Origin of the sequence: Rhizobium sp. WW_1 (assembly GCF_003610155.1) — a bacterium.
Taxonomy (GTDB): domain Bacteria; phylum Pseudomonadota; class Alphaproteobacteria; order Rhizobiales; family Rhizobiaceae; genus Rhizobium; species Rhizobium tropici_A.
The window spans coordinates 233,169-243,350 of sequence record NZ_RAIN01000010.1; the positions used below are offsets into that span (position 1 = coordinate 233,169).

At 55.1% G+C, this 10,182-nt stretch carries 12 protein-coding genes; 4 read left to right on the top strand and 8 right to left on the bottom strand.

Going from position 1 to position 10,182, the window contains the following annotated elements:
• Positions 1 to 13: 13 nt before the first annotated feature.
• A complete protein-coding gene (locus BJ928_RS26645) occupies positions 14 to 193 on the bottom strand; it encodes a hypothetical protein (RefSeq protein ID WP_047633257.1) in 180 nt (59 codons plus the stop codon).
• Between the two features lie 805 nt (positions 194 to 998).
• Positions 999 to 1,175, bottom strand: a complete 177-nt coding sequence (locus BJ928_RS38915) for a hypothetical protein (protein WP_156151448.1) — start codon at positions 1,173 to 1,175, stop codon at positions 999 to 1,001.
• Positions 1,176 to 1,584: 409 nt separating this feature from the next.
• Between BJ928_RS38915 and BJ928_RS26655 the strand changes: the two genes are divergently transcribed.
• A complete protein-coding gene (locus BJ928_RS26655) occupies positions 1,585 to 1,908 on the top strand; it encodes a hypothetical protein (protein WP_047633255.1) in 324 nt (107 codons plus the stop codon).
• Here BJ928_RS26655 and BJ928_RS26660 read toward each other — a convergent pair.
• Both BJ928_RS26660 and BJ928_RS26665 read right to left on the bottom strand, forming a co-directional pair.
• Positions 1,905 to 2,231 carry a hypothetical protein gene (locus tag BJ928_RS26660; protein ID WP_047633254.1) on the bottom strand — a complete coding sequence of 109 codons (327 nt, stop codon included), beginning with the start codon at positions 2,229 to 2,231 and terminating at the stop codon, positions 1,905 to 1,907. The genes BJ928_RS26655 and BJ928_RS26660 overlap by 4 nt on opposite strands.
• Before the next feature lie 184 nt (positions 2,232 to 2,415).
• Positions 2,416 to 2,991: a recombinase family protein gene (locus tag BJ928_RS26665; protein WP_047633253.1), complete on the bottom strand. Its 576-nt coding sequence runs from the start codon at positions 2,989 to 2,991 to the stop codon at positions 2,416 to 2,418.
• A 125-nt stretch (positions 2,992 to 3,116) separates the two neighbouring features.
• Between BJ928_RS26665 and BJ928_RS26670 the strand changes: the two genes are divergently transcribed.
• Positions 3,117 to 3,803, top strand: coding sequence for a winged helix-turn-helix transcriptional regulator (locus BJ928_RS26670; protein WP_047633252.1), 687 nt, complete (start codon positions 3,117 to 3,119; stop codon positions 3,801 to 3,803).
• Positions 3,804 to 3,828: 25 nt separating this feature from the next.
• On the opposite strand, the gene BJ928_RS26675 is transcribed toward BJ928_RS26670, so the two are convergent.
• Positions 3,829 to 4,332 (bottom strand): hypothetical protein, encoded by a 504-nt coding sequence (locus tag BJ928_RS26675; protein WP_047633251.1) that lies wholly within the window; start codon positions 4,330 to 4,332, stop codon positions 3,829 to 3,831.
• A gap of 94 nt (positions 4,333 to 4,426) precedes the next feature.
• Between BJ928_RS26675 and BJ928_RS26680 the strand changes: the two genes are divergently transcribed.
• Positions 4,427 to 5,290, top strand: coding sequence for a hypothetical protein (locus BJ928_RS26680; protein WP_245432549.1), 864 nt, complete (start codon positions 4,427 to 4,429; stop codon positions 5,288 to 5,290).
• A 131-nt stretch (positions 5,291 to 5,421) separates the two neighbouring features.
• A complete protein-coding gene (locus tag BJ928_RS26685) occupies positions 5,422 to 6,228 on the top strand; it encodes a hypothetical protein (RefSeq protein ID WP_147413941.1) in 807 nt (268 codons plus the stop codon).
• A gap of 78 nt (positions 6,229 to 6,306) precedes the next feature.
• On the opposite strand, the gene BJ928_RS26690 is transcribed toward BJ928_RS26685, so the two are convergent.
• The 3 genes from BJ928_RS26690 to BJ928_RS26700 all read right to left on the bottom strand — a co-directional run bounded on the left by BJ928_RS26690 (position 6,307) and on the right by BJ928_RS26700 (position 9,972).
• The gene (locus BJ928_RS26690) at positions 6,307 to 6,996 is read right to left on the bottom strand and encodes a hypothetical protein (protein ID WP_047633249.1); all 690 of its coding nucleotides are present in this window, start codon (positions 6,994 to 6,996) and stop codon (positions 6,307 to 6,309) included.
• A gap of 307 nt (positions 6,997 to 7,303) precedes the next feature.
• Positions 7,304 to 8,071 carry a metallophosphoesterase gene (locus tag BJ928_RS26695; protein WP_047633248.1) on the bottom strand — a complete coding sequence of 256 codons (768 nt, stop codon included), beginning with the start codon at positions 8,069 to 8,071 and terminating at the stop codon, positions 7,304 to 7,306.
• Complete coding sequence (locus BJ928_RS26700) at positions 8,068 to 9,972, bottom strand: AAA family ATPase (protein ID WP_047633247.1); 1,905 nt, start codon at positions 9,970 to 9,972, stop codon at positions 8,068 to 8,070. Before BJ928_RS26700 ends, BJ928_RS26695 begins: the two co-directional genes overlap by 4 nt.
• Positions 9,973 to 10,182 lie beyond the last annotated feature (210 nt).

Genomic DNA, 10,182 nt, shown 5'->3' on the forward strand with positions numbered 1-10,182 from the left:
CCAGAACTTGGTCTCAGTCCTCGTTCCTACGACGATTCCGCGTTATTCCGCTTTCCCCGGCATCGGCGGAGCCGCTTTCGGTCACGCGATTGGCCTGACCGAAGGTGCGAGGGTTGATCGCGGGCATGCTCAAGAAGCCGAGGCCGGCCTTATGAAGCGCGATGTGTTTGGAAACCTGACGTGCGAACTGCATGGAGCCCTCCTTCGGCTTTAGAACACGACGACGACATACAAACAGGGCAATCCGAGAGACTGGTGCGTCTCCGCGAGTTACTTTGCCTGTATGCCTATCCTGTTCATTGCCTGGCTCCTTGGTCAGCGATGGGTTCTGTACACTTTTTCTCAGCATATAAAAGGGGGCTGATGTCGGAACCGACCCGAGACCGGTCGAAAACGACCGAAATGTGCTCCTAATCGGTGCACTTCGCGAGATGTGGTTAATAGAGCCCTAACAGATCAGACGCTGCTTATTTGCAAATCGACTTCAAAGGGCATTCTCTGGATCGGAGGAGATCTCACCCAGACGCTACGCAGGTTTTGTAATTAGCGGAATGCCTTATTTCAGCCTGGTCCGCTCGATCCCGCGTGACGTTCAGCACCGCCCGGGATCAAAAGCGTGCTCGAACGCCGCAAGGTCAAACTTGATAGGTTCACAATGCACGCCACACTCGAACTTGCCCGCGCCGTAGAGCAGATTTGGACCATAGGCGCTTTCTTGCAGGACCCAGATTCGTTGCGCAATACCAGCAGCTGTTCGATCTCAGAAGCGAATATGTCCATGGCCGAGCGGGGCTTTCACGGTCTCCACTTCTCAGCGTATGAGCGCGCGCAACCTCACTCGACTTGTGGCCCAGAGCCTCGTCAAGGAGGCTGGTATGCTTTCGGGAACTCGAGAGGGCAAGCTTGAGCAATTTCTCGATGCCGGTGTGGTGTTTTTGAAACCCAACTTGGCGTGACCATAGGCCAGGTACCGCTGACCTCGTTGTGGCAATAGAGGCTCAGTCACCTTCGCTGTTTTCGCCCTGCCCTGTCTTCTTGACTTTGAGCTTCTTTTGATCAAGCCCCGGACCGATAATGATCCTTGTCGTGCGCGGTTTGAAATCCGCACCTAATCCTGCCCCAAATGAAGCATGGTACTCCGACTGCGTGTCTTCGGGCGAAACGGCCTTGGTCAAATCGAGCTCCGTATCATCGGCATCATCGGCTGCACCCTATCAAAGTTGCCGCGCGCTGTCGAGAAATCCGCGATCCGAACAAATCGACACTCTAACGCAAGGCCGTAGCTTCTGGTGCCCACGGTCCGCTCGATGATTTTCTTCGAGAGAATGCGCTTGCCGCCGATGTACGGGGCGGCAGGGTTTGCCGGCGCAACCGGCATCAGATTTATCACTTCAAAAAGCTTTTGACTCAGTCACACAGAGCCCGCCCTGCAGGGTAACCGGACATAAGGGCGAAACGCTCTTCTCCGGTCCCACACTCGCCACGAGGCCGCAGGCTGGGATATTGGAGAATTAGCTAGGTCCGTCTCGGTATTTGCCGCCGACAAAAAGCCGACCGACAATAAGAGTTCCATAGGAGCTTCTAATGTCTAAGTATGATCGCCGGGCCACCCATCGCAAAAATATTCTGTTCGAGATGGACTTCGCTGCTGAGGTGGGAGCCTATCGATCCTTGGCTGACCTTCTGCTGACGTTCACGCCGGATATCATGGACAGCAAGGATGATGCCGTTGTCGAGAAACTCGTGGGCTACAGTCGTTTGGTTTCGAAGAAATATCTCGAACGCCTCGCCGAAGGTCGGGAACTGACGGATGATGGCCCAACAACCGTCCGAGACAAGTTCAGATATTTGATAGAGGCCGCCGCTTTCGATCATAACTTCGAGAAAACCAGGGAGAAATCCAGTTAGGGCTTATGGCTGGACAGAATCTCCCGTTCGAGATCATCTAGATGATGACGAGATAAGGCCTCGCCCGTTAGCGCATCGTCCGTCCGCACAGTTCTTGCAATTCCTCCTTCAACGATCACAGCCAACTTAGCGTTCTCGCTTAGCCAATCAGAATATAACCGCAGCTTCTTCGCTAAGTAGCGTTGGAGTGCAAGATCTGCGACATTCCCGAGCAACTTGTTGAGGCCATCATCTCCAAGTTCCGACGCAGTCGAACCATCAGGCAATATTGCCCAGAAGATTTTCAGGCCAGCGAGCCGATAAACACCTATCTCGAAATCCATCTTCACCTCTCCGATCTACGGCTGAGGTATCTCTGATGTCTTGCAAAACCATAAACGTAACGGTCGGCAGACATCGAGCAGTACAAGTGCACCTTCCCGAGGAGACCGACCTGGGCTAACCGAGACCCGCCATGGTCGCATTAAGTTCAGTCGCTAGCGATCGCCAATGCGGCTCCGGGGAACCTCATCCAGCTGTTCCAGTAATAATCATGCGACGAAGGTGTCGGGTAAGAGTTCTCGGATGGACACGATATCGTCTCGCGACCTCGTCCACGTCCTCTCCCTGCAACACAACTGCGTTGTAGGCCGAGCGGCACTCATCTTCATTGAGAGACGGCCGGCGACCGAGTCGCTGCCCTCGAGCACGGGCGGCTTCAAGCCCCGCGCAAGTGCGCTCCCGGATCAAACATCGCTCAAACTCGGCCATTGCAGCGAGCATGTGGAACACAAGGCGACCACCGGCTGACGCGGTGTCTATGTTTTCGGTCAGGCTGACAAACTCGATTTTCCGTCGACTGAGCTTTTCGGTGATTTGAATAAGGTCTCGAAGCGAGCGGCCCAGCCTGTCGAGCCGCCATACGACGAGCGTGTCGCCGGATCTTAACGAGCGCAACACCGAGATCAATCCAGGTCTTTTGTTTGTCGAACCGGAAACACCCTGATCCTCGACAACCCGGTCGCAGACGTTGCGCAACGCTGCGAGCTGAAGGTCGAGCCGCTGATCTTCCGTCGATACCCGCGCATAACCGACCTTTGCCATCGAATTTCCATTTCTCCGCGTTGACAGAAACGACCGTTTTCGACGGGCAAGTGCGCGGAACTGCATGATTACAATTCAGAAATAGTTGCAATGGATTGGACAAGAGACAAAAACACCGACGACGGATGACAAAAACGGTCGTTTCTGACCACGCCTGTAAACACTTTATGGGACGCCGCCCGCCGATGAGGTCCGTTTCCTTCGGCGAGGTTGCCCAGCAGCTGATCGATGTCTGGATTTCCCGCGAGGTCGATCAGCCGGCCATACTCTCCGATGTGGTTGGCAAGCAGCTTTCCGTGAATATGGTGCTCGCTATCATTGAAGTGCCCGACAGCGACCCGACTGAGTTTGGCGTGAACCTCGTCCGCGATTACAGTATCCCGACGAGCTACGCAGATGTGCCTGAAGCCCTGAAATCACGACTTCCGTTGTTGCCTGGTGGACGTCTTCACCAGTCCATCCAGAAGGCGATCGCCAGCCGCCGCCCTTCGCTCGTCTCTGAAACAGTGCGCCACGACAATATGCAAACCAACTTCGAGATGTTGTCGCTTCCACGAAAGACGGAGAAATCAGGGGGCGACTGGTGCCTCGTCTTTGGTGTCGTGAATTATATCCTGAGGGCTTCCGCAATACCGAAGGACCTCGATGGCATCGATGTCGCCATCCTACAGCTACTTCGAGAAGGCTTGCAGATGCGGGAGATTGGTCATCGGGTCAAGTTGTCTCCGCGCACAGTGGAGCATCGCGTCGAGCGCCTCAAGGCCCTGACCGGAGCAAGAACACTCCACGACCTTGTCGCCCGTTCGCTCTAAATGAAGGCCTCAGCGGCAGAAGCCTTTAGCGAGACGAAGGTACGCTTTTCCGCTGGCTTGCATCCCGCACCTCCAGCGTAGCTCCCTGGTCCGAGAGAATCTGCGCAAGGAGATGAGCAATCTCTTCGGGATCAGTGCCTGCCGAAAGCAGTTCGTTGCGAAGTTCGTTTGCCTTTCGGAGATTATCGAGTTTGTCCGAGATGACGCTCTGACGGACTTTCGCGGCCTCGGCGGACCGCCTCTCTATTTCAGTCCGGTAATACAGCGTCCGGTCGAGAACTTCGGTGGCCAAACCTACAGGAATGCTTTTGAAGAATGCCCAGATGTCGAACGGATTGGAGAAGGTGATCTGGTCTACCTCGACCGATACGCCTATGTCCTCAGCCGCCCTCTGGAAACCCTTCGAATGCCATGATGTGCAGGCATAGTAGAACAGTTCGATAGCCAGAACGTTTAATTCGATATCTTGAGGCAGCAGCGCCCTGGCTAACGACTTTCGGGTATCCATTCTGACATTGACGACGGCCATCGCTGTGCTCCCGCTTCTCCGACTCTGGAAGCTGACCCTATTTAATGATTGATAACCTTGCTACCTGCTGTGGTGTCTTGAATTCGCGCAGAGGGTGAAATCCCCGTCGAAAATTGCCGAAAACAAAACTCGGATGAGGGAACGTGTCCACATTCGGGCGCGCATTGATGCGACCGACGAGACCCTCAACAGAGACACCGGGGATATCATGAAAATCACGTTTTTCACCGCCCTTGCCGCTATACTCCTCGGAGGAGCTGCCGCGACGAATGCGGCAGATTACGACATCAACGGAATGGCTCTGGGTATGAGCGCCGATCAGGTTATCGCGAAATTTCAGGAAGTGCGGCCGGACGCGCAATACCAGTTCGCGAAGTGGAAACTGCCGGAAGGCACCGAGTGGGTCGCAAATGGCAGGACCTTATACAACGACCTCGCCAATCCGGATGACATGGAGCACGAGCGGATGCAATTCGCGTTCACCGGCTTGGGGTCCGGTAATAAGCTCTTCGCAGCGTCACGCGAGCTGAAATTCAGGCCGTCGCAACGACCGACAACCGAGTCCGTCTATGCAGCTGCCGTCCAGAAATTCGGTGAGCCTTCGGTCACAGGGAAGAGCGCCACCGGCATCTGGGCCGCATGGAAATTCGGTTCCGAGGGCACAATGGCCGAAAAACTAAAATCGCCATTGGCCTGCATAGGCACCAGCGACTTTCCGGTCGGCCTTGACGAATTCACCGCGAAGAAAGCGAAGCAGTCCGTGAGCATGTGCGGCATCTATGTCGACTTCGTCGTCCGAGGCGACCCGACGGGTCTGGCGAACGAACTTGAGATGAAGATGATGGATCAGTTGCATCTCGCGCAGGATTTCGATGCGGACAATTCCGACGCCAGGAAACGGATCGATGCGGCGAAGATCAAGAACGTCGGGAATGCGGCCCCGGCCCCGAAGCTCTAACATCAATGGCGAAGCCAATGTGACGCCAACCAGGGTCGCGGGCTCATCCTCCCGAGCCGCGGCCTCGTTGACCTGTGTGACGAGGCAAGAATATAACTATTCCGAAACGTTCATCTGGCACAGGCAACCGCATGGACATTGGACAGCGTTCAAGACTTTCACTTTGTCAGCTGATGGAAGCGGTCTTGAACCGCGACGAATGCATCGTCATCCTTCGGAAATTCGAAATTTCGACGGACGAGATCGATGGGTATAAATCCGGTTACCGGCTGCTACGTTCTTTAACGGATGCGATATTGGCCGCTACCCCATTGCAAGTCTGGGAACTTGCACAGGAATTAGCACGCACCCGTCAATCGATCCGAGACACGGTATCGCCCAAAAGCCTATTTGACGAGCGTTGGGAGGATTTCATACTCTGCATGAAGCTCGACGGTATCGGATTGGCCGTGGATGACTACGGTCGCGAGGTCAGATCGTTCATTCCACTCGAGCCGACGATAGAGGGCGCGCGCCCCGTCGAAGACGATCTATCCAGAGAGGTTCGCCTGTCGCAACTTTCCGGCGACGACGAGATTCTTCGACTTATCGACGATTCCGCTAAAGCCTTTCTAAGCGGGGATAACAATGGATGTCTGAACAATGCGCGTGTGGCGCTCGAGACAACGGCAAAAGCGATTGGTCGCGAGCTACTACCACCCGTTTCGGCCCTGCCCTCGAAATGGGGAGAGGTACTCGTCGCACTCCGTGAGGCGGGGTTCATTTCTCCGGATCAGGAAAAGGGGTTGGCTGGAGTGTATCGCTTCGTCAGCCCGGGCTCTCATGTGCCCGTAGGATTTACCGAGTCAGAATTCGCTCGCCTGGGCCGGACACTTGCACTTTCGTGTACCTACTTCCTCGTCAAGGAATGGAAAGGTACGCAACTTTCATCTGGATAGGTCGCCCTCTCGGGCAAATGTAACCGTTGCGGCGACCCTCTGAGGCGGGCGTTGCTCCCCGGGATGAGTTCGAGGCCGTTAGAAGTTCTCCATCCGGACATTGAGCAAGTCGTTCGCGAACGCCCGAACAATCAGGGCCTCGAACTTGCCGATCAGTTGGTCGGGTATTTCGTAGGCGCTGCAATAGCTCGCCACGTCGTGCAGTGGGACCGATTGCTTGACGATTTGCCTTTGTTGTTCCTGAAGGCCGCGATATTCGACCTTTTTCTGAGGATGAGATACGCGCTTTATATTCTGCACCTCACCCCGATCGCGGTTGAAGGCGTTGTTCATCTCCTTCCAGAGAGATAGGCGCTGCGCTTTCCCTGCGTAAATCGCGCGACCACGACTGTCGTGGAAGATATAGATACCGTGTTTGCTTTCGAGACTTCGTCGAAGGCCGGCAAAATAAGGGTGTTCGGTGCCCTCGTCGTCCTTACTGCGAAATATTTCCCACTTGGCACTATGGCGCGATTCCGTCAGGTCGATATGTAGAAACTCGACGATAGGCACTACCGTGCTTTCGATCAGTTGCCGCTCCACAGCCTTCGAATATTTCTCTACCAAGTTTACGGCCTGGCGGGGTGTCAGTTCCTTGCCGCGATAATTAGCCAGTTGGGTTTGGGTAACACCTATTGCCTTTGCCAAGGCGGAGTCGCTGATCGACTTTGTACCCTTCTCCTTCTTGATGCGGCGCGCGAATTCCTCAAGTAAGTCATTTCCGTTCACAGCCCTGAATCTCCCTTTATAATTCGCGCGAGACATAAGGACGCCTCTTCTTGATTCCCAGCGATCGTCGGGATGGCATACTCGTAGCCGCAATTGCGACGGGTACCCATAATCCAGACACGGAGCGGCCAAAAGTCCGGCCACGATACACGTTCGATTTCCGATTAGTTACTGTTATATATGGAAAAATCTCGGTCTCCAATGTGGCCAACGAAGCGGCCAAAAAGCTAAGCCCAAAATCACCATGCGCAATGACTGCTCCTTTTGCGAAGCCGTGAATTTCAAACCCTAAGGGCGCGTGAAATCTCTAAATCTCGACCACGAAACCTGGGTCAAAACCCGTTGCCTCCCCTGGGTATCCACGTGGATTACAGATGACCCTCGTAAAGCCGAGCGTGTAGTCCAATCTTTGATGGACGTGTCCGTGGACCCAAAGGTCGGGTTCTGCCTCCCTGATAAACGCTTCGCAATCGGATGCATAACATGGCGATAGCGGGTCATCCCGAAAATAACGGGAAATCGATCGCGGCGACGGTGCGTGATGGGTGACAACAACCCTTTTTCTGATATCGGTCCGCCCCAAGCTTTCCGAAAGGAACCGGAGAGAGGCGTCATGTCTCCGGAACGCATGGATTGGTTTGAACTTTCTGAATGGTTGCTTGGAAAGGCTGATCCTTTTGTAGTCGTTCATCCCCTTCTCCGCCCACCACATTGCCGTTTCCGGATCGCGATCGAAGAGCCGGAAGTCAGTCCAAAGCGTCGCCCCAGCGAAGACCACGTCGCCGATCACGACTTCACGGTCGTCAAGGAAGTGCACATTGGGGCAACGACCACGGAGCGCATCCGCGGCTGTGATGCTGTCTTCGAGGAACGCTCTGTAGAATTCGTGGTTTCCCGCGACGAAAACCACGGGAACCCTTGGCCCCACATAAGCCGACAGCCATTCGACGCTAGGCACCACGCCCTTGTCGAGCACGTCACCCGCGCAAACAATGCAGTCGATGTCGCTCGGCGGGTTGGCAGCGAAAGGTTTGTCGAATTCGAGATGAAGGTCGGAGAAAACCCAGATTTTCATTGCTCTGCTCCCTTAGCGCGCAGTGCTTGTAGAATATCCTCCACGGGAAGTACGAAGCTTTCCGAGAGCCGCTGGGCCAGGTTTTGTACCTCCGCTCGTTTCGATGTCAGGATTTGCTCAACCCTCGTATATTGAGCATCAAGACGTTGTCGGATGGCTTCACGAAGAACTGGGTCACTCTGTCTAAGAGTTTCCATCGGTCGACGACCGACGCCCAGGTCAGTGACAAGATCGTTGCCGAACGCAAAGCAGCGCTCCATCATCGTCGCTAGGTCTGTAGCCCTGTTAAGGTCGGAAGTCGCATCGCCTCCGGACGCCACGGAGTGTTCGCCGAAGAAAATTCGTTCCGCGGCCATGCCGCTCAAAAGAATTGCGATCGTGTCCGTGAAATAGGACGCAGATGTCATGAGCGGCGGCTTCTCATTGAAATAGGTTACGCCGATCTGGTTCCATCCTACCTTGGAAGGACGCCACCGATTGATCTTGACGTTCAGGAGTTGGCCGGGGCGCAACAAGGCTCCGACTACCGCATGTCCAATCTCATGGACGGCGAGACGATACCCTTCCTCTGCCGTATAGGCCGACAGCGGCGGCATCGCCCCAAGCAGGTCCTCGTCCGTCACGAACTTGCGTCCCGATCGTCGAGCAAATCGCCGCGCATCTCGAGCTAGTTTCTCGATTTCCGCGCCCGACCAATCCTCTGACTGCACAACGAACGGGTCGAAATCGTTGAGCGCCAACTCCGGCAGATGGTAGTTCAGGATTGCTTTGCGGTCTTCGGCGTCTGGTCGCGGGATTTGGATCACCCGTTCAAATCTTCCTGGCCTAAGCAGCGCGACATCAATCGCATTCGGGTCGTTGGTAGCGCCGACTACAATAATGCCTTCCCGCCCTTCCGTTGAATCCAAGCATTCCAACATCCCATTGATCACCTGGCGCTTGTAGTCGTGATAGTCAGCATTCTTATGGGCTTCTCGATCCCCCAGACTGTCTAGTTCGTCGATGAAAAGAATTGCGGGCCTGACGGCTGCTGCTTCCTTGAATGTCTCGCGCATACCCTTGAGCATATCCCCGAGATGTCCTTTTGCCTGCCACGCAGCAGCGGAACTCGCGATCAGGGTGATGCCGCATGTATTGGCCAGCGCCTTTGGAAAGGTCGTCTTGCCGCACCCGCTAGGGCCTGCAAGAACGATGCCTTTGTCCACGTCCGCCCACGGAATTTCTCCAGCCGTCCAGGCCTTGATGTCCGCAGCGACTTGAAGACCCCAAATCTTCGCCGGTCCGAATCCCGCGAGGTCCTCCAGGCGGGGAGACGCTGGGTTAGGGAGCACGGCGCTCGGTGAGTCTTCCTCTGGGATGACGGCCTTCAGCCGCCGAACTAAATTGGCGATCGAACGCTTTGGTCGCAGTGCCAGTCGGATATCACATAATCGGCAAGTTGCCAGGAACACGGCGTCGGCATGGCAGATAGCAAGCCCTAGCGATTTAGCAGCCGCCTCGAAATGGCTGACTAGAGGCAACTCCATTTCGATCCGGTGATCAATCAGCAAAGCCAGTTCTTTTGAGATGTCCGTATCCTCAGTGTAAAAGATGACGGCCCGGTGCAGTTGACTGAATTTGCGCGCTAGGTCCCATGCATGCGGCTTGATAGCGGCCGGGCTTGTCACCAAAACGATGGCGTTACCATCGTCGTCCGTGTCACTTTCGGGGTCGAGCATTGCTCGGGCTGCGGTCTCGTATGCTTGCAGATCATGCAAGTCGGGAAGACGGATGCCGAGAACGTAATGAGAAGTCGCGAGGAATGGCCGGATAGTCCGGCGGAAAGCCATATGAGCCACGATAGTGACGAGATTCGCCGGCGGCCTGATTTTCCGCATCCAGAATGCGTCTGAGAATGTCATGTTGTTGAGCCTCGTTGATTGGAGTGACAGCGGCAGGGCTCAACCGCGTATTCGTCTCACCATCGTCTCGGGCCCAAGGAGGGCTTCATCCAGCTCGACCTCAATGAAGCCTTGTAGGTGTCCGTCGTCGAATGATTTGAGACTTTTTGGGCTCTGGAAGAATGGAGTTTCCGGCTCAGTTTGCGGGTTGATTTAAGCCGCTTTGGCCTG

What these genes read in the sequence shown, in the direction of transcription:
- BJ928_RS26645 (WP_047633257.1), bottom strand. Translation starts at nt 193, where the DNA reads ATGCAGTTCGCACGTCAGGTTTCCAAACACATCGCGCTTCATAAGGCC.
- BJ928_RS26655 (WP_047633255.1), top strand. Translation starts at nt 1,585, where the DNA reads ATGTCTAAGTATGATCGCCGGGCCACCCATCGCAAAAATATTCTGTTC.
- BJ928_RS26660 (WP_047633254.1), bottom strand. Translation starts at nt 2,231, where the DNA reads ATGGATTTCGAGATAGGTGTTTATCGGCTCGCTGGCCTGAAAATCTTC.
- BJ928_RS26665 (WP_047633253.1), bottom strand. Translation starts at nt 2,991, where the DNA reads ATGGCAAAGGTCGGTTATGCGCGGGTATCGACGGAAGATCAGCGGCTC.
- BJ928_RS26670 (WP_047633252.1), top strand. Translation starts at nt 3,117, where the DNA reads ATGACAAAAACGGTCGTTTCTGACCACGCCTGTAAACACTTTATGGGA.
- BJ928_RS26675 (WP_047633251.1), bottom strand. Translation starts at nt 4,332, where the DNA reads ATGGCCGTCGTCAATGTCAGAATGGATACCCGAAAGTCGTTAGCCAGG.
- BJ928_RS26685 (WP_147413941.1), top strand. Translation starts at nt 5,422, where the DNA reads ATGGACATTGGACAGCGTTCAAGACTTTCACTTTGTCAGCTGATGGAA.
- BJ928_RS26695 (WP_047633248.1), bottom strand. Translation starts at nt 8,071, where the DNA reads ATGAAAATCTGGGTTTTCTCCGACCTTCATCTCGAATTCGACAAACCT.
- BJ928_RS26700 (WP_047633247.1), bottom strand. Translation starts at nt 9,972, where the DNA reads ATGACATTCTCAGACGCATTCTGGATGCGGAAAATCAGGCCGCCGGCG.